At 54.8% G+C, this 20628-nt stretch carries 12 protein-coding genes; 1 reads left to right on the plus strand and 11 read right to left on the minus strand.

The window, feature by feature from the left end:
- The 6 genes from SQ11_RS14790 to SQ11_RS14815 all read right to left on the minus strand — a co-directional run.
- Positions 1-600, minus strand: a 600-nt coding sequence (locus SQ11_RS14790) for a condensation domain-containing protein (RefSeq protein WP_041514966.1), incomplete at its 3' end; no start/stop codon positions are given.
- A 78-nt stretch (positions 601-678) separates the two neighbouring features.
- The gene (locus SQ11_RS14795; RefSeq protein WP_041514967.1) at positions 679-5283 is read right to left on the minus strand and encodes a type I polyketide synthase; all 4605 of its coding nucleotides are present in this window, start codon (positions 5281-5283) and stop codon (positions 679-681) included.
- Positions 5283-10562, minus strand: a complete 5280-nt coding sequence (locus SQ11_RS14800; RefSeq protein WP_041514968.1) for a non-ribosomal peptide synthetase — start codon at positions 10560-10562, stop codon at positions 5283-5285. Before SQ11_RS14800 ends, SQ11_RS14795 begins: the two co-directional genes overlap by 1 nt.
- 100 nt (positions 10563-10662) lie before the next feature.
- A complete protein-coding gene (locus SQ11_RS14805; RefSeq protein WP_198140894.1) occupies positions 10663-11313 on the minus strand; it encodes a 4'-phosphopantetheinyl transferase superfamily protein in 651 nt (216 codons plus the stop codon).
- A gap of 37 nt (positions 11314-11350) precedes the next feature.
- On the minus strand, positions 11351-12097 hold the full coding sequence (locus SQ11_RS14810; RefSeq protein ID WP_041514969.1) for a thioesterase II family protein: 747 nt from the start codon (positions 12095-12097) through the stop codon (positions 11351-11353).
- Positions 12097-12327: an MbtH family protein gene (locus SQ11_RS14815; RefSeq protein WP_041514970.1), complete on the minus strand. Its 231-nt coding sequence runs from the start codon at positions 12325-12327 to the stop codon at positions 12097-12099. Before SQ11_RS14815 ends, SQ11_RS14810 begins: the two co-directional genes overlap by 1 nt.
- Before the next feature lie 474 nt (positions 12328-12801).
- Between SQ11_RS14815 and SQ11_RS17940 the strand changes: the two genes are divergently transcribed.
- Entirely contained in the window at positions 12802-13524 is a 723-nt protein-coding gene (locus SQ11_RS17940) for an FxDxF family PEP-CTERM protein (RefSeq protein ID WP_041514971.1), read from the plus strand.
- Between the two features lie 406 nt (positions 13525-13930).
- Here the strand turns inward: SQ11_RS17940 and SQ11_RS14825 are convergent, their stop codons facing one another.
- The 5 genes from SQ11_RS14825 to SQ11_RS14845 all read right to left on the minus strand — a co-directional run bounded on the left by SQ11_RS14825 (position 13931) and on the right by SQ11_RS14845 (position 20346).
- On the minus strand, positions 13931-14443 hold the full coding sequence (locus SQ11_RS14825; RefSeq protein ID WP_041514972.1) for an RNA polymerase factor sigma-70: 513 nt from the start codon (positions 14441-14443) through the stop codon (positions 13931-13933).
- A 150-nt stretch (positions 14444-14593) separates the two neighbouring features.
- A complete protein-coding gene (locus tag SQ11_RS14830; RefSeq protein ID WP_041514999.1) occupies positions 14594-15958 on the minus strand; it encodes a PepSY domain-containing protein in 1365 nt (454 codons plus the stop codon).
- Between the two features lie 66 nt (positions 15959-16024).
- Positions 16025-18520: a TonB-dependent receptor gene (locus tag SQ11_RS14835; RefSeq protein WP_052494295.1), complete on the minus strand. Its 2496-nt coding sequence runs from the start codon at positions 18518-18520 to the stop codon at positions 16025-16027.
- A gap of 245 nt (positions 18521-18765) precedes the next feature.
- On the minus strand, positions 18766-19800 hold the full coding sequence (locus SQ11_RS14840; RefSeq protein ID WP_052494296.1) for a FecR domain-containing protein: 1035 nt from the start codon (positions 19798-19800) through the stop codon (positions 18766-18768).
- A gap of 36 nt (positions 19801-19836) precedes the next feature.
- Entirely contained in the window at positions 19837-20346 is a 510-nt protein-coding gene (locus SQ11_RS14845) for a sigma-70 family RNA polymerase sigma factor (protein WP_041514973.1), read from the minus strand.
- Positions 20347-20628: the final 282 nt, after the last annotated feature.

Below are 20628 nucleotides of genomic sequence, written 5' to 3' on the forward strand. Positions count from 1 at the left end.
GTAATGGGCGGCAAACTCGTCAATGATGATGCGCTTCGACCAGTCATCCGTTACGATGTGATGCATCACCACCACCAGCAGGTGTTCTTCCGGCGCGGCCTTGATGAGCGCCACCCGCAGCAGCGGACCTTGCGTAAGATCAAAAGGCGTTGCGTTTATCCCTTTCACTTCTTCATGCGCGCGCACCGCGCGTTGCGCAGGCGGCAGATCGCACAGGTCGATCACCGGTATATCCAGCTTCTGTTCTGCTCCAATGATCTGCTCGGCCATGCCCTGATCATTCGCCCGGAAAACCGTGCGCAGCGATTCGTGCCGCATCACCAATGCATCAAAACTCGAACGCAGCGCTTCAATATCCAATCTTCCCGTTAAACTCAATGCGCCGCTCAGGTGATACGCCGTGCTCGATGGCTCCAGCTGCCATAAGAACCAGTGCCGCTGCTGTGCATAGGAAACTAATGGCGGCGTCGAGGGACTTCTGCGCGGAATGGCTGATTCGGGCCGCTTCGCGGCACTTGAACCTGACAAACGCTGTGCAAGCCGATTGCGTTGTTCAGGCGTCAGCCGTGCACGCCGTTGCGCAAGGTCGTCACTATTCATAAACGGCTCTATCCAGGGATAGATAACCACGATGACAGAACTCTACACGGCCACCGATACAAACCAATTCAAGCAAAATCATGAATACTCTATCTCATCGATCAACTTTGTCTCTACCAGCGTCGCCAGACCTGCAATGGTGGGTGATCTGAAGAAATCCGCCGGATGAAGGTCAACGGCAAAACCTGCCCGGACCCTGGAAAGGAGCTGTATGCCCAGCAAGGAATCCCCGCCCAGCTCGAATAGATTATCGTTGACGCCGATTACATCCATTCCGAGCAGGTTCTGCCAGATCTCTGCGATGCCCTTCTCCAGTTCGCTGTCCGGCAATTTAAGAATTGTCTGCAGTGCAGGCCTTGGGTATCGCTCCTGCTTCATGGCTATGTCGAATTCCAGCGGCTGAGCAATCAGGTCATCCTGGGTCTGACTCAGCCTTTCGCTCAGATCAACCGTGGAAACAATAACTTGAGGTCTTATCACACCGTTCAGGATGCGCTCGAAAGCTTCAGCTCCCTCACGCGGCGCAATCCCGACTCCAGCTGGCAACGCCATATTTGCCGCCATGCCCACTTCCCGCCAGCCGTCCCAGTTGACCGAGATCATGGGAAAGGCGTGTTCACGGTAGGCAGCACGGGCCACAGCATCAAGATAGGCATTGGCTGCGCAATAATCGACCTTGCTGAGACCGCCCGCGATGGCCGCAAGTGACGAGCACAACAACATGAAATCCAGCGCCTCTTCCTTGAATACGGCTTGCAATGCACGCATTCCCTGCACCTTTGGAGAAAATATTTTTGCCACCATCGCCTCTGTTTTGGCTGATATCAGTCCACTGCCGACTTCGCCCGCAGCATGAATCACACCGTGAATCGCACCGAAGCGTTGATGTGCCTGTGCGACAGCCGCTTTCAACTCGGCCTGGATTGCGACATCCGCTTGTAATATCAGTACCTCGGCACCCAGCGTTTCGAGATGCATGATTTTCTCAATCTTGTGGCGCGTTGAATCCACATTACCGGTATCTGACAGCAACCGCGGCCAGTTTTCCCGTGATGGAAACCGGGAACGCCCCAGCAACACGAGTTTCGCCTGACGCGTTTTGGCCAGGTGCTCAGCCAGCGTGAGGCCGACGCCACCCAACCCCCCAGTGATAAAATAGACACCGTTTTGTCTGAGGCAGGAGCGCACGGGCGCGGGGTTGCGAATGAGATCGAAACATTGGATCCAGCGGTGCGGACCCCGGTAGGCGACAACGGATGAGACGGAATCGGTTTGTGATTCCGCCAGAATCTGCTTGACAAGCCTGGCTTCCGCGATCGGATCAGCAGGTTGTAATTCGACATCTATAATACGGCAGGCAAGATGGGAATATTCCTGGGGAATGACTTTGCACGGTCCCAGCACCATTGCTTTCTCCGGACGCAATTGTTCATTGCCGGTCACATCCTCCAGTTGATTGGTTACAATCGTGATTTCCACTTTTTTGCCCGCAGGAATAAGCGCCCGGACGCCCTCCAGCGCTTGTGCGAGATAAAACAAGCTGAAAAAATTCCTCGCATGGCTCTCGGCAAGCGACTGCCCTTCTCTATCCGCAGTGATGCTCCAAAGATGGAAGACATGTCCGATCGCCTTTCCGTCACTGTGGATAGCACTCAATAGGAGATCGTAATCATGCCGTTCACCGGGGCGCATCGTGTAATGATCCTTATCCCGTCGACGAAATGCCGAACCCGCCGAAACCACGATGGGTTGAATTCCATTGCTCAATAACTGCGTAATCAGTACGGTGCCAAGGTGATGCTCGTCCTTGAAAAGGATTGTGCCTTCGGCCGGATCTGAAGAAAAGCCGTCGAGCGTAAAGGCCACTTTATCGGCACGCCGCCATGAGGGCGCGTAAAACCAGTCGTCCAGCGATCTAACACCCGATTTATTGCCTTCGTCCCTCCGCGCGCCGGTTCTAATCTCGGCCATAGGGCGGGCATGATCGCTTGCTGCGCCCGGTTTAACCCAGTACGACTGGCGCTCGAAAGGATACGTGGGCAGCGGAACACGGTGGCGATGCTCTTCAGCATAAAAATTTTGCCAGTTGATGGCAACGCCGTTCAACCAGAGTTTGCCAAGGCTGAGATACAAATGCCTATGCGCCAGGTGGGCTTTGCCCGGATGAGGCAGGGATGAAAGAATGACCTGCTCCGGACTCGCGTCGGGATGCCGTTGCGCCAGCTTGGTCAAGGTTTCTCCTGGGCCGACCTCCAGCAGGATTCGAGCTGGATTGCTCAGTAATTCGTGCAGGCCATCGCCAAAGCGTACCGTCCCGCGCAAATGCCTTCCCCAATAGCTGGGGTCAGTCGCCTCCTGGGGAGTAATCCAATCACCGCTGAGATTGGATAGAAACGAAATTTTTGGCTGACGCGGCCCAATCTTTCCGACCATATCGATGAAAGCAGGCAACATCGGCTCTATCATGGCCGAGTGGAATGCATGGGAGACATGCAATCGCCGGCTTGCGATACCTTTGCTCTCCAGGCTCCCTTCCACGGTTTCGATCGCCGCCAGCGAACCGGATAAAACGCAAAGCTCCGGCCCATTGACCGCGGCCAAATCGCAGTCAACGTCCAAATAAGGCGTTATTTCCGCTTCCGGTGCCATCACCGCGAGCATTGCCCCTGATTCCATGCGTTGCAATAAACGTCCTCGCATCGAGACCAGATGCAATGCATCCTCCAGCGAAAACACATCAGCCAGGCATGCGGCAACGTATTCGCCAATACTATGGCCTATCATGGCCGCGGGCATGACGCCCCATGACATCCATAGCCTCGCCAGAGCATATTCAATGACAAAAAGAGCTGGCTGCGTAGCTTCTGTTTGCGCAAGGCGCGCCGCCGAGGCGGCCTGTTCTGCCTCGTCCCCGCCTGGATAGAGAAGTGCCAGCAAATCGAAATCAAGATGCGGTTTCAACAAATCGAGACAATGATCGAATTCCCGCCGGAAAACCGATTCGTTCTCATAAAGATCGCGAGCCATATCGACGTGCTGGGCACCCTGCCCCGGAAAAAGAAATACCACTGGAGGGTTTTCGAGCGCCACCTGCCGAACGAGAAAGCGCTCCGCATCACGGCTTGCCAAAAGATTGACCGCATCCTCATTGTCGCGGCAAAGGGCGATGGCTCGCTGGGAAAAGCATTTTCTACCGGTCTGGAGCGTATAGGCGACATCCGCCAGGGGAACTTCAGGATGGGTTTCCAGTTGATCGCATAAACGGGCGGCCATTGCCTCAAGAGCGTTGCCGTTGCGCGCGGAAAGCGCGAGTATCTGCCAATTACGGGAGGGCCCGGAAGGTTTTGCTGGCGGGGCTTCTTCAAGAACCACATGAACATTGGTGCCACCGATGCCGAACGAACTGACTCCCGCGCGGCGTGGCGTCGAACCATCGGGCCACGTTTTACCGACGGCATTTACATAGAAGGGACTGGTGGAAAAATCAATCTGTGGATTTGGCCGCTCAAAATTCAGGCTCGGTGGAAGAGTGCGATGTTCCAGCGCCATCACGGTTTTGATCAGACCGGCAACACCCGCCGCGGCATCAAGATGCCCTACATTGGTCTTGACCGAACCAATGCCGCAAAATCCGCGCCGTTGCGTGCTCTCCCGAAACGCCTGCGTCAATGCCGCGATCTCGATGGGATCCCCCATCGTCGTGCCGGTGCCATGCGCTTCCACGTAGCTGATCGTGTCGGCGGATACGCCCGCAATCGCCTGGGCGGCGAGAATCACCTCCGCCTGCCCTTCCACGCTGGGTGCGGTGTAGCCCACTTTGGCCGCGCCATCATTATTAATCGCCGAGCCCTTGATCACCGCATGAATCGTATCGCCATCCGCCACGGCATCGACCAGGCGTTTCAGCACCACGATTCCCACCCCGCTGCCAATCACGGTGCCCGCGGCCTGCGCATCGAAGGCACGGCAATGACCGTCCGGTGAAAGAATAGCCCCAGCCTGGTAATGGTAACCGCCCTCATGCAGAAGATTGACCCACACGCCCCCCGCCATGGCCATGTCCGCTTCGTGATTGAGCAACCCCCGGCAGGCAACGTGAACCGCTGCCAGCGAGGTGGAACAGGCGGTTTGAACCGTGATTCCCGGTCCGCGCAGATTGAGTTTGTAGGAGACTGTCGTGGTCATCGAATCCTTGTTGTTGCCATTCATCAGCCCTTGCAAGGAGGATATGTCCTGCATGTCCGAGAAGTGGCCGCTGGAAAGCAGATTGAGCAGCAGATACGTGTTTACGCCGCAGCCCGCATAGACGCCAACCGGATCTTGGCAGGTTGAAGCGTCATAGCCCGCATTCTCCAGCGCCTGCCAGGCGGTTTCCAGGAAGAGACGATGTTGCGGATCCATTTCCGCTGCCTCGCGCGGCGTGTAACCAAAGAAGGAAGCGTCAAAAAGATCCACGCCATCCAGGCTCGCACCCGCTTTTACATAAAGCGGATCATCCAGTTGCCTGGCCGGAATACCGCGTGCCAGCAGATCGTCATCGCTAAATAAAGCGATCGACTCTACCCCATCCCGCAGGTTGCGCCAGAAGGTGTTGACATCGTCCGCACCGGGAAAGCGGCCCGCCATGCCGATAATCGCAATTTCGATGCCTGTGTCCTCTGATAACTCGTCTTCATGGTGCATCAATGAATCCTCCCTGCTTTCTGCTTGCGTTGAATAAAAGCGCCTCGCTGACGCTGTGCCCGTTCCTGATGGTGTTGCAAGGACACGTGTTCTGTCCGTTCCTGCCCGAGAAATCTTGCCAGGCCGGCAACGGTGGTATATTTAAAGAGATCGATAATGGCAATGCGGGTGCTTAACCGTTCTTCCAGCTTGCATTGCACTTTGATCAACAGCAGGGAGTGGCCGCCGAGATCGAAAAAATTGTTATGCAGCCCTACACGAGGAACCTCCAGAATTTCGGCCCAGACATCCGAGATCAGTGTTTCCATTCTGCTGACAGGCGGATCGTAATCCTGTTCGTTTAATTGCTCGGGCGGGGGCAATCCCATCCGGTCGACCTTGCCGTTGGGACTGAGTGGCAGCGCATCCAGAAAAACAAACAAACTTGGAAGCATGTAATCGGGAAGAACGGTGCCAAGCGCAGTCTTGAGCAGCGCAGAATTAAGCAGTACTCCGGCATGTGCCGCCACATAAGCGATCAAGCGCGTGCCGCTGCGGCTCTCCTGCGCAACCACCGCCGCGTCACGCACACCCGTCTGCGCCAGCAACTGCGCTTCGATTTCACCCAACTCGATGCGAAAGCCGCGTACCTTGATTTGATTGTCCAGGCGGCCTACATATTCCAGCTGTCCATCCATCCGCCAGCGCACCAGATCGCCCGTGCGGTAAAGGCGCCCTCCAGCTTGACTGAATGGGTCGGCAACAAATCGCTCGCCTGTCAATGCAGGACGATTGAGATAACCCCGCGCCAGACCTGCCCCCCCTATATAGAGCTCGCCTGTAATGCCGGGAGGAACGAGATTGAGTTCCTCATCGAGCACATATGCGTTTCGATCGCCCACCGGCCGGCCGATGGGTGCATAGTCCCCATCGATGCCCGCTGCGGCACTGCCTATCCAGGCGGTGGGGGTAATAATCGTTTCTGTCGGGCCATAAGCATTCACCAGCCGAACGCTCTTGAATGCCGCCTGGGTCGCGGCAAGGTCTGCGGCAAACCATGCTTCTCCTCCCGCGATGCACGTGCGGACCGAAGCGCCATTCCCCCGCTCGATTGGCAAAAGCAGCCGCAAGTAAGCGGGCGGCAGGTGCAGCGTGGTTATCCGGTGCGCCGCAATCAAGTCGGTGAAACTATCGCTTGCCAACCCCCGTGCGGATGACAGCACAATCGCCCCGCCTCCGCATAAGGGGGTCATCCATTGTTCCGCGGCCGCGTCGAAATTTAGCGAAAAAAACATCAATTCCCGATCCCCGGGTTGAACATCGTAAATCTCGCTGATGGCTATCAAGTGCATCGCCAGGGGACCGTGGGGAACCACTACGCCCTTGGGCCTGCCGGTCGAACCGGAGGTATAGATCACATAGGCGGGATTTTCGCCATGTAATGCCACGTCCGGGTTGGTCTCTATTCCAGCGCTCAAATCAAGGGTGTCAATTTCCAGCACGTCAAGCGTTGATGCGCGCGGGATGCCGGCCTCGATAGCGCTTTGGGTCAGCAGCAACTGAATATCGCTATCTTCCATCATGTAATTCAGGCGATCCCGCGGGTATTCCGGATCGAAAGGGACATATCCGCCACCCGCCTTAAGGATGGCGAGAAGACCCACTATCATCTCGATGGAACGTTCTATGGCGATTCCCACCCTGACTTCCGGCTTTACCCCGAGGCCGATGAGCCGATGTGCCAGCCGGTTAGATCTGCGATTCAGTTCCGCATAGCTTAATTCGATACTATCGAAAATTACCGCGACAGCATCGGGGCATTTTTCCGCCTGCTGCTCGATCAACTGATGTACAAGTTGCGTCGCCGCAAAGCGCTGGTCATGGATACCCCAGTCTCGGAGCTGTCCTTTGTCGCTTTCGCTGAGCAGCTCGATGTCGGCAATAGATCGCTCCGGCTGCCCGGCCAGCATCCGCAGTATATGAACGTAGTGCCGGGCAAGCCGCTCGACGGTTCGGGAATCAAAGAGCTCGGAAGCATGAATGAAGCTGGCCTGCACACCGCCGTCCGGCGACTCGATGGTTTCCAGGATCAACTCGAACTGGGCCGCCTGCTCGGCGAGATCGTAGCCGCTCAGCGTGAGCCCGGGAAGCTGCTGCAGCGCGCGATAATCCCTGAGCAGATGGTTGATCGTCACTTGAAAGAGCGGGCTATGACTCAGGCTTCGCTCCGGCTGCAATGCTTCGACCAATTGCTCGAACGGCAGGTCCTGGCAGGCTTGGGCATCAATGGCAGCCTCCCGTACCTGGTTCAGAACGTCGGCAAGGGCCATACGGCCATGTATTTCGCTGCGCAATACCTGAGTGTTCACGAAGAAACCAATCAGGCCCGCGGTTTCAATCCGGTTGCGATTGGCTATCGGCACGCCGACACGAATATCTTGCTGTCCCGTGTGACGGTACAACAAAGCATTAAAACCCGCCAATAAAGCCATAAAAAGTGTTGCGCCCCGATCCTGTGCCATCTGGCGCAATGCACTCACCAGCTCCGCAGGCAGGTCGAAGGTGTGCCGTGCCGCCTGGTAATGGGCTATCGGTTTCCGGGGATGATCGGCGGGCAGCGCGAGTATGGGATGGACATTTCCCAGATAATCGCGCCAGTAGGCAAGCTGTCTGTCTTTCTCCCCTGCATCCAGCCAGCCTCTCTGCCAGATGGCATAATCGGAATACTGGATGGGCAGCGCCTCGAAGTGCACGCTTTTTCCTTGCACATGGGCAAGATAACGCGTCGCAAACTCATCGACCAAAATCTGCATCGAAGCGCCATCAGCAATGATGTGATGCATGACTATCACCAGGATATTCTCCTGATCGGCAATTCGAATCAGCGCAACCCGAAGCAGGGGACCCTGGGTAAGATCGAAAGGAGCCGCGACGATCCGTTGCGCCCCTTCGGCAGCTTGCGTTTCACGCTCCGAAGCAGCCACCTGGCGTAAATCGAGATGCGCGATGTCAATCTTCAATACCGGGTGAATCACTTGCGCAGCCGACCCGTCTTTCCCCGGCCGGAAAGTCGTCCGCAATGACTCATGGCGTTCGATGAGGCCATCGAAGCTCTCGTGCAATGCCTGGATATCCAGCATCCCGGATAATCTCAATGCATGTTTAATATGATAGGCGGTACTCGATGGATCGAGTTGCCAGAGGAACCATTGACGTTGCTGGCCAAAAGATAACGGCAGCGAATGTACCCTGTATTCGGCCGGCAGGATTCGAATATCGGCGTTGCGCCGGGGGGTGCCTGCGGCTAAACGGCGCTTGATCTCCATCGCGCACTCATGCAGCCGCGAATTCTCGAACAGGCTCCGTACTGGAAAATCAATCTCCCAGTGATCGGCAATACGCACGGCGGCTTGCACTGCGGCGAGTGAATTGCCGCCAATCGCAAAGAAATGGTCCTCGCGCCCAAGCGTCGTCCGCTTTAGCACGGTTTCCCAGATAGCCGCCAGCGCAATCTCGGTTTGATCCGCCAACGCTTGTGCCGGTCGTACGCCACCACCCAGCAGGCAGTGGCCGTATTCATAGATTACATAAGCATCCAGCGTACGCTCACGCCACCCTTGGCGGCACGCCGCGCGCTGCAGCTTCCCGCTGGAAGTCTTGGGTAATCCCCCCGGGTTCAATAACACGACTACCGAAAGCGGTTCGTGACAGGTTGCGCTGACGGCTTCGCTGAGTGCCTGTACCAGCGTTTCGGCGGGAACAAGTTTCTGCATGCCGCGGGATATCTCGACTGCAACACCGATACCTTCGCCTTCTCCAGTATCAACCGGAAACGCCGCGACTCGCCCCTTCCGTACGGCTTCAACTTCCTCTTCCACAATCTGCTCGAGATCCTGCGGATAAATATTCTGTCCGCGTACAATAATGAGATCCTTGCACCGTCCGGCAATATACAACTGACCGGTATGAACGAACCCGAGATCCCCGGTGCGCAACCAGCGCATTCCTTCATGATTGATAAAAGTTTCCGCGGTTTCTCCGGGCCGTTGCCAGTAGCCGCAGGCGAGGCTGGGCCCGTTTGTCAAGATTTCGCCGATGTTGCCATCCGTCAACGGGTCCAGTGTTTCCGGTTCGACGATCCTTATCGCGTGATGCGATACCGGCGCGCCGCAGGCCACCAGGGGCGTCCCACGCTCCACTACTTCGGCATTGCCTTGCGCCAGCATCTCGGCTGAGAAATGGTGGGCTTCCATGCCGTCCCCGCGCGTGCCGCCAGTGACAAAAAGTGTCGCTTCAGCCAGACCGTAACAGGGATAAATAGCACCTGCCGCGAACCCCACTGGCGCAAACCGCTCGATAAACGCGCTCGTTGTGTCATACCGCACCGGCTCCGCGCCCGAGAAAGCGATGCGCCAGCTCGACAAATCAAGTTCCCGCATCTGCGCGTCCCTGACTCGTTCGACACATAGCCGAAAAGCAAAATCCGGGGCGCCGCTGACCGTGGCACGAAGACGCGAGATCGCTTCCAGCCAACGCACGGGCCGTTCGATAAAAAACCTGGGGGTCATCAGTATGGCAGGTATGCCACGATGAACAGGCTGCAATAACCCTCCAATCAAACCCATGTCGTGGTAGAGAGGTAGCCAGCTCAGCCATATGTCCTCCGTATTCATCGACATGCCCTCCTCAAGCGCTCTCGCATTCGCCATCAGATTGCCGTGGCTGACCATTACTCCTTTTGGCGTGGAAGTCGATCCCGAGGTATATTGCAGGAAGGCAATGGCGTCATCCCTGGGGACATGGGGATGCCATGCGAATGCCGCATCGGGTTCCACCGCATCCACCGCAATTATTGAGGCTTGATTAAATTGCTCCGCGCTACCGATCAGAGGCAGAATTTCACGGGTGGTGAGCACGCAACATGCCTTCGCATCGGCCGCGATCGTGAGCAATCGTGCCAGATGCCGCTCACGTGCCGATTCGGGCGGAAATACGGGTACGGCGATCAAACCGGCATATAGGCAGGCGAAGAAACCAATAACATAATGTTCGTCGTTATCAAGCAACAGCAGCGCCCGTTCTCCCACTGCAAAACGCCCCTGAAGAACAGCGGCCAGCGCACGGACACGCCGATCCAGCGTCCTATAGCTGATTTTTGTATCAACGGCCGCGCCACTCTCCGCATCCTCCGGACGCACCACAATCAGGGCGGTATCATCTGGACGCATCGATGCAAGCGACAGAAGATGCGTAACCATGTTTACCGGATAACTGCGGGGCGAGATCAACCTTGCATTCATTGCAAATCCCTGTAAATCGTCACAACCTGATGAACAATCGAAATTTACTTGGAAATCAATACCCATCCACTGCATTCGGTGAAATGCAGCGTGATATCTCTTACATCACAACCTGATGTGGTTGAAGTGTCTTGGGCGCAGAAAACGCTGAATTACGATTTTTTTTTGCCAGCGCCGCGGCGTAACAATCTGGTGCCTCAATAGACCAAGCTTTTATACCCGCCCACTCCGGACGGTCATGTTCGATCCGGTAACCTTCCTCGTCACCTGGCAGAATGGAAATAGCCTGCAAGTGCTCGGAGATTCCTTCACCCAAAGCTTTCAACACCGATTCCTTTACCACCCAGTGTTGAATAAAATCTTCGTTCGCGATTAATCCGGATTTGCGCTCCAATGGAGAAAAGACATATGCACCCAGACTTTTTGCATCAATCCCGCAACCGCGATATTCGATATCCACACCAACCTGTCCATTTGTCGATAGCGCAATCAGTGCAAAGCAACCGGCATGCGAAACATTGAACTCGATTCCGGCCTTGTCCTGTAGATAAGGCTTGCCATGGCGATTTACCATAAAGCGCAATGTATCCGGTGGCAGCCGAAGCCGCGAAGCCAGCATGCGCCGTAAGGCGGCTCGTGTTGCAATCGAACGCACCTGGTCTTCATGCCTGCGAAACCTTAGTGCGTAGGCGACTTCGCCCTCGCTCAGCAGAAACAGATCCGAATCCAATACCGGCGTCTGCAGATTCATTTTAAGTAACCAGACTTCAACGCCGGAAGGGACGGCCTCAGGCAGAGGCAAGCGCTGCATGGGATACATCGGATAAGTGGGCGGCATCTCCCGCCAGACGTTGCGCTAGAGTGGAAAGAAATATCTCTTCATGCTGCCGGAGAAAGAAATGGCCGCCCTCGAACCAATCCAGCGAGACTTTCGCGGTACTTTCAAGTCGCCATGCCTCGAGTTTGGACACGTGAATCTCATCAGCGCACCCGCCAAAAACATGGATAGGAAGAGGCAGCGGCGGTAATTTCTGGTAGCGGAAGCTCGCGCAAATACGATAGTCCGCACCCAGCAAACCCAGCGTCATGGAAAGCAGCTCAGGATTCCCGAACACTTCCTCCGGTGTCCCGTCCTGCTTGCGAAGCTCGGCAATGAGGGATGCATCGCTATCCTTGTCGGCATAACGCTTCCAATCCTGCTGTGAGGGGGCGGCACACGCGGATACCAATAAGGCGACCGGCAAGGGCCGCATTCTCGCACGAAGGCAATGAGCAACCCGGCAAGCCAGCAAGGCTCCCATGCTATGCCCGAAGAGCGCATATCGTTGCGAGGGATTTATTGCAAGCTCATCACACAAACGGCCAGCCAGCGCATCAAAAGTCTTCTCGGGCGCTTCATGCAGACGCTCTCCGCGACCAGGCAACTCAATTGGCTGCATCCGTAGCCACGCGGGCAGCTTACGCCGCCAGCGTAGATACATGGCTGCGCTGGCGCCTGCACACGGCAAACAATATAGTGTCAGCGGTGCCGCCATTACTGGTTCGTACCCGATGCCTGCTCGTCCATGAACCGCCGCAGACTCAAAGGCCGCATATCGGTCCAGACTCTTTCGATATATTCCAGACAGGTTTTTTTGTCACCCGCTATTTCCGTGTCACGCCAGCCGCCGGGTATAGCCTTCCACTCCGGCCAGATTGAATACTGTTCTTCGTGATTAACCAGGACACGGAACATCCCGTCTTCACGATCAAAACAACTTGTCATCACGGATTCCTGAATTTGATGAATGGAAATAGATTCCTGGTCCAGTAGATCAGAATGCTTCTTATTCACCTAGACGAACCAGGACGGGGAAAGTACAAAGAAAAAAAACTTGCTTGTTCTTTAATATTAATGATAATACTAATCGTTATCATTGTTAACTACAAAATCATTATGAGCATGATCTTATAGAAATGAAATTTGCGTTTTAGGGATTGAAAATCCTTGATGGCCGCACTCCCGCTACCCGAATAGCGGAAACAAGGAGGCTAAAAGGCTCGCTGATCCTTATGGATAACCCATGCGGTCGATACGAAGACTGCCTCGACCGAAATAACACTCAGCCGCATTACGCCCGGCTTCAAAAGAGCCATGGACGTTTTTATCAACTTGATGACGGAGGTGATATTTTCAGAGACGACTCGATTATTTAATAATTCTGAGAAATTTTTATAGCTTAAATATGGAGGTAATTGAATGAACTCAAAACTCAATAACAACTTTTTCAAGAAAGCGGCTGCCACTACATCCTTATTAGCATTATCGCTGCTGGTAAATCCAGCCCATGCGGTTAACTGGACGGAAATCGGCGATGCAGGCCAACTGCTCAGTACCGCGCAAGAGCCGCTAGGCGATGGCGCGTTGAGAAATATTTACGGGAGCGTCTCAACCAATGCGGACGTCGACTTGTATAAGATCTTCATTTCTGATCCCATCACCTTCTCTGCGTCTGTCACATCCACCAGCGGCAACTTTGACTCTGTGCTCGCGCTGTTTAATGGCGGCGGGTATGGAGTATATGGAAATGACGATGCCCGGCTTGGAGATAGGAATGCAGGATTGCCCGCTGGCAGCCTCCTCGGCCCGCAGGCCCCGGGTTGGTATTATTTGGCTGTATTTGGCCTTGACACTACACCCACCAGCGGTAATGGCACCACCCCGGACCATTATATTGCTCCCGATACCAGCTCTCCCTTTACATCAGTCATAGGCGCTTCCGGTCCCGGGGGCGCTTCACCGCTGACGGGATGGGCGCCTGTAGCGCCTGGTGATGTGGTTACTCTCAATGAGGAGTACCGTCTCAGACTTTCGGGAGTTTCGGTCTCTCCGGTACCTGAGCCAGAAACCTACGCCATGTTATTGGCCGGCTTAGGCTTGGTCGGTGCAATGGCCCGTCGTAGAAAGGTTTTTACCGAATAGTAAAACTCAAAGGGGCTTCGGCCCCCTGACTCCGCTATATCCGATACCCATTAGGCGGCTCTTTGAGCCTAATGGGTTATTTAGGTCAACCGCCAGAATCAGGCTCGAAGCGTGGAACCAGACCGATCAGCAGCGACAAATGGGAGCTTCTGCATAAGCCACCCGGGTAGCGGGATTCTTTTCAGCAATTCATTCTCAACAGCGTCCAGTGGCATCTCGTACGGCGTGTGATCCATTCGACTACCGTTCGCCAGACTATATCCGCCGCGAACCCCCATAGAGCGCACCTGATGAGCGGATCAATCCGTATCAAATTTCCGCCATTTGGTTTAGTTAGTCTGAACCGACAATTAACTACCGCAGGGTGAGTGTAATTGACACCGTGAATAACGAAGGAGAAATGCAATCACAAGGACGGGAGGGCAGCCCGGCAATGGTCCATTGCGTCATGGATGAGGATGTTCACCAGGGAAGTCGAGATATCCAGCTTGGAAGCAATTGCGCAGTGCGTATGGCCGTCTAGGCGGTGAAGTTCGAAAACCCGTCTTGTCCGTTCAGGCAGTTCGTCCAAAGCGTGTGCAATCATCGTCAGATGTTGGCGGTTGATCGCAGTTGCCTCTGGCGTTCCGACCAGAGCCGGAACATGCAACCCTTCTTCCTCATTCTCAAAAATCCCTACCTCAAACGCTGCGCGCCGATGGCGGTCGATAGCGAGATTACGCACCATTTGAAGCAGATACGCGAGTGGCTGCTTGATGTTCAATGCGCCCGCCGTCTCGGTCACCTTGAGGTAAGCATCCTGCACGATATCCTCTGCCCGCTCGGGATTACGCACGATATTCAACGCCACCCGCCGTAACTGTGCCTGATGAGCGACAAAAACCGTACTTAAATCAACTGACTGCTGATCTAGAAGCACTTGACACCTCCCCTATGCTAATTCACTTATAAACAATAACGAGAATTGTTCTTATTATCATATAAGAAATGAAGTTTTACAATAGGAACGCGTCATGACGACGCATTGCGACAAGTGCTTTATGCAAGATATTGATTATATTTCACATATTTATTTGGTTCGTTCTCCCATCATCTTGTTCGAACCAGGTAAGGTCATGGCGGCATCCGCAGGTTGGCGCGTCCGCTTAACTGCAAATTTGCGGCTGTGCCGTTTCCTCAACCAGATGTAGACACCTGTCACGGAAAGCATGGCTACCACCAAACCCATGACAGAAATGAGAATTCGCCCCGGCAGACCGAGAATGCGGCCGGAATGCAATGGGAATTGCATCTGCACGAAGATATCAGCGGCAGTACCTTTCCAGGGCTGGATGTCACCCAGATAGCGCCCGTCTTCGCCGTCGAAGTACAGCTTTGCCGGACCCACACCCGCGGCACCATGATCATCACCCGAATAGTGAAAATCGACACCGTAGACGCCGTAATTCTGTTCATAATATACGCTTCCCGCCGGTTCCGGCCACCCCCTGCGCTCGGCTTCCCTGCGGGCATCTGCAATTACCGACGCATAGCTGACGACGGGCATGATCGGTTGGTGCTTGTTTGCCGGAGTTCTCGAATCGAAGGGGCTGGGGGTGACATCCGAGACCATCGACATGACCGGGAAAAACACTTCCCGGTAAAGATTTAACGAGAATGCCGTGAAGGCCAGGATAAACAATAGCGCCCACGTCCACAGGCTGCCAGCACGATGCAAATCGAAGTTGATTTTATACCCCTTGGCGCCCCAGCGAATACGCCATGCGGGTTGCCAGCGTTGCCACCAGGTACGCTGCGCATACCCCGTCACTAATGGTCTATGGAATAAATCCCTTTCGCCGTCCAATGTCTCCGGCATAGATCCCTCATTGGCCCGGCGTTGGCTCCGGCGCGCCGGTAACGTCAGGAAAAAGCCACTGAAGCAATCCAGCATCCAGATTATGGCAATGACCCCCAGCAACCAGGCACCCCAATCATCAATCCCCCACATCTCGGGCATGTGTAAAGTAAAATGCAGTTTATAGAGAAAAGACACGAAATTTTCGCGGGCCAGTGAAACCGCTCCCCACTCGCGCTTGCCCAACTCTGCACCCGTGACCGGATCGACGAATACCTGATTGAATCCCAGCTCATAAAATTTGCCCGTCGCTGGATCAACACGGGGCTCCACTCCAAAAGCCAGGGATTTACCCTCTTCCGGCAATAACGGGATAAAAGTTACCCACGCCCTTGGATCGGCGGCTTCGATCCGGCGCGCCAGTTCCAGCGAAGGAATGGCTTCACCACGACTCCGTACCTCGGTGAGGTGCGGATTAAGTAAATCGTCAAGCTCGTGATCCCAAGAAATGATTGCCCCGGTGATCCCGGTAATGAACAGGAAACCGGCAATAACGAGACCGCACCAGCGATGCAGAAGGATAAAGACGGAGCGCATCGAATGCTTAATACTCAAATAATTGATTACAACGTATCACCGCTTCTCCAATCCGGGAATATCTCGCTAAAACTCCAGCTTCAGCGAGCCGATCACGGTAAGCGGCGCACCTGTGTAGATAATCTCGCGAAAGTTTTGCGCACCGATGAAATAGCGTTCATTAAGTAGATTGCGAATATTCACAGACGCCACAAGATTGGTTTTCTTGTTAAAAAACATACCTCTCTCGCGATAATACACCGCGGCATCCATGCGCATGTAACCAGGCAGGGTAAACGGGTCCTGGCAGAACGAACCCACCGGGTCCTGGCACAGAAAAATCCCGTTGCGCTCCCCAAAAGCCACAAACCCCGTACTCACCCCGAATCCCTTGAATATTCCTTCATTAAACGTGTAGGTCGTCCAGAGACTCGCCTGGTGCTTGGCCACATTAGGTAAGCGGCTATTTTCCAGAAACGTGGCGTCCTTGGTAATGCGCGCATCGATATAGGCATAGCTTGCGATGATTTCCAGTCCGGGGAGAATCTGACCGGCCAGATCGACTTCAACACCGCGGCTGCGTTGCTCGCCGGTGGCGACCGAAAAACCTGAACCCGGCCCCTGGCTGATATCGGAAGTCAGCACGTTTTTCTTCGTGGTCTCGAATACGGCCACCGTCAGCCGCAACTGTCCGTCATGTGTCTGGAGTTTCACGCCGCCTTCATAGGACTCGCCGCGTTCAGGGCGAAACAAGGTTCCCTGCGCACTCCTGGCGCCGCCGGCTTGCGGGGCGAAAGACTGCGTGTAATTGGCGAATAATGCCACCGGTTTCCATGGCTGGTAAGTCATGCCGACGGAAGGGCTGAACGCGCGATCGGTTTGCCGGTCCGTGCTTCCATTGGTGAGGAAGGCGTTGGGGCGATTGGTTATGTTTTGTTCGAAGATGTCGAATCGCCCCCCGGCGTGCATATGGAGATTATTAAGCAAGGCAATCTGATCGCCAAAATACAAGCCGAGCGCATTATTGGTTTGCCTGGAATCATTGAAGGTCGTCAGCGGACCGTCAAGGAACAGCCTGTTCGCCGGATTGAAGATATCGATGAAACTTCCCAGCTGGCCGAAATCCCCTGATGACTTAGTCTTCTGAAACTCCCTTCCAAGTTCGAGTCCAACCAATGCCTTGTGCTTGATCAATCCCGTCGAGAAAACGCCATGCAGCTCATTCTGTAAATAATGGCTCTGCACATTCTGCGGGATTTCATAGCGCGCCAAATTGAGAATTCCGGTGGTCTCATCAAGGAAATTCGACTCCAGGCTGGTATATCTTTCGGAGGCCGACGCTGCTCGGAAGGCGGTTCGCCACCTGAACGAATCGTTGAATTGATGGAGAAAAGTCAGCGTCGCTTTTCCCTGATTGATCACCCCTCGCCGGCCGGGATCGCCGAGAAAGCGGCTGACGGGAATCGGCGCCGGGCCGTTTCCGAACGCAACAATACCGCGATCGATCGGTGATTTGTCGTAGAGATATTCCCCTTCCAATCGAAAGGAAGTCTGTCCATCCAATACCCACCCTATCGTGGGAGCGATGAAGACCCGTTCGCTCCTGACGCCGTTGCGATAGCTATGCGCATTCTCATAGACCGCGTTCAACCGGTAGGTGAGGCTCTTGCTCTCATTCAATGGTCCGCCGATATCTATGGTCGGACGATACAACCCGAAATTGCCGATGACCATTTGGGCCGAATAATAGGGGTTTGCGAGCGGCGCTTTCGTTATTTGATTGATGATTCCTCCCGGATCGGAGCGGCCATAGAGATACGAGGGCGGTCCTTTTACCACCTCGATGCTCTCGATGTTCGCGGTATCCCGGCCCGCGCGCGCGCCATACGTGCTATCTTCCCGGAAACCATTCTTGAAGACATTGAGATCCGAGCGGAAACCGCGAATCATGAAGTCGCCTCCCCTCCCGCCCTGGGTACTGGTCATGGATGTGCCGCTGATGTTACGAATGGCTTCATCGATGCGAAAAGCTTTCTGATCTTCGATCACGTTGTTGGTGACGACGCCAATCGACCTGGGAATATCCTGAATAGGCGCTGGTATCCGAGTCGCGCTGGATGCCTCTTCCGCGGTATAATTCAATTGACGCACCTCCTTGATCACCAGCTCGCGCAAACTCACCGGGTTCTCCCCGTCGCCCAAAGAGGAGGAGGCTGCAGGCGAACGGCGGTGCAACGTCAAACTGGTACCGTCCTGCCGATACTCCAGACCCGTACCCCGGAGAAGCGCATCGAGCGCCTGACGCGGCGGCATTCTTCCCTTTACGCCCTGCGCGCTCTTGCCCGCGACAAGAGCGGGTGTGAAGAAAATCTGTAACGAAGTCTGGCGCCCCAGCTGCTTCAGCGCATCAGCAAGCGGCTGGGCCGCGATATCGATAGCCAGAGACTCCTCTTGTTGAGCATGAACGAAGGGTGTGGCCACCATGAAAATAGCGGCGAATACTAAAAATGCAATGTAGCCAAATCCGCCTCCTTGGCATGGGAGAATCATCTCCCATGCCGGCAATCGATTGATCCCTTTCACAATTCTCTCTCCCATGGCGAGCTGGACAAAACCTTGCGTGCCCCGATGGGGACATTTATACCGCAGAGGCTTGCGACGGCTGGCTAGGGCGGACTGACAGTAGACGAAACAGCGGGGGGAAAACCTGAATGCAACCGGCAAGAGAATCCCGAATCAATACTTAGGAATGTGTCTTGCCGGTACAGAGACACCTGAGTGGGCACTTGAGCGGAGGCTTGTCCGGCGATTCCCCGTATACCGGTAGCTTAGGGCCGGTAAATTTCCACGCTCCCGTCGGGCTCCCGGCGAATTTTGACAGGAAGAATGCGCGGCAACGCGACGAGCAATGCCTCCGTGTCGTTAATGCTGAATGTGCTGGAAAGGCGTAGCTGTCCCAGATCGGCGGAAGTGCCAGCGATACGGACTGGATGCAGTCGATAACGGGTCACTTCACGTACCACTTCGGCCAGCGGTTGATTGTCAAACACGAGCTTGCCCTCGCGCCAGGCAGTCACGGCTGCGACATTTACGCCATGGGGTTCATCCGCATGGCCTTTGGCATCGATTCTCATCCCCATGCCGGCGGTCAACCGTGCGGGCGGCATACTGGAACCAGCCATACTCGACACCACGACCGTGCCCGAAACCACCGTAATAAAAACTTCATCGCTATCGCGCCGCACATTGAATTGCGTGCCCGTGACCCGAATCTGGCCGCTACCCGCATCGACCAGAAATGGCTTGGCCGTATCGTGCACAATATTGAATGACACCTCACCCGCATCAAGGATGGCAATGCGCCTGTCCCGATAGTAGTCGATGCGCATATGCGTGCGGATATTGACGTCCACCGAGGAACCGTCGGGTAAAGCTACCTTCTGACGCTTGCCCTGAGGGGTATCGACACTTGCATTGAACGTGGGTTGCGCCTGCTGCCACTGATATCCGGCAAATCCGGCGATACAAGCAAAAAGGAATGCAAACGTGGCGCCAACGGATCGCCATCCGTTCGACTTTGCAACATCCCCCTGAGGCGGGAAACGGGTATTCCCGTCATCGGCGAGCGCCCGAAGCCGATTCGCCGGGATATGCCGCGCCATCGTCCATACCTGCTGGAGTGCCTGATACTCCCGTTCATGCGCGCTATCGGATGCTTTCCATGCCTCGAAGACTTGAAGTTCCATATCGCTCATCTCCCCGGACTGGTGCCGAGCAAACCAGAATGCGGCCGCCTCATGCGGATCTGCGCAGCGGGAAATACTGGCGGGAGTGCCTTCAGGCAGTTGCTGGCTATGGGTCATCGTACTGAAGACGAAACGGAGGAATCGAAACCTGAATCAGTGAGTATTCAGTGCGGCCAAACGTACGCGTAAATGCCGCATGGTGCGAATCATATATTTTTCAACCATGTTTTTGGAAATATTCAGCCGTAGCGCGATTTCCGATTGAGTAAGCCCGTCAAGGCGCTGCCAGACAAAAACCTGCCGGCATTTGAGGGGAAGCTCATTGAGAGCACCCTCAAGTGCGTGGACCATTTCCGTAGCACACAGCATGGCAACCGGATCATGATCCCCGGTCGCAGTGTCGTCTATAGTATCAAGCGGAACGGTCTCATGCGCTACACTGCGCCGATAGGCATCAGTTACGACATTACGCGCAGTCTGATGCAGGTAGGCCCGGGGTTGAAGTATCGTGGCACCCTCGACTTCGAGCATTTGCAGCACCGCGTCATGCGCCACATCTTCGGCATCATGCCGGTTTCTCAGTTTTCGAGTCCAGGTTCCAACAAGTTCATTATAGTATGCGAGAAATGCATTTAACGGCGGGCGGGAGGAGAAAGAAGGCATGGGTTCGACGATGAACTCTCATTTTTATTTTTACTCCGTTGTATTATCGCAAATGATTCTCATTTTTACAAGAATTTGACTCGCAAGTGTTGACGACGAATAAACTGTCCGGGTCTGTTACAACTGATCTCTTTATGCAATATCTTGCTCATGGATAATAACGAGAACTGTTCTTATTATCATGTAAGAAATAATGCTGTACAATAGCAACGAATCACGGTGGCCATCGCCGTAGACTTGTTCTCAGGATACTGATTACCTTGCATATAAGAAATTAGATGA

It is taken from the genome of Nitrosospira sp. NpAV (genome assembly GCF_000832065.1).
Classification (GTDB): domain Bacteria; phylum Pseudomonadota; class Gammaproteobacteria; order Burkholderiales; family Nitrosomonadaceae; genus Nitrosospira.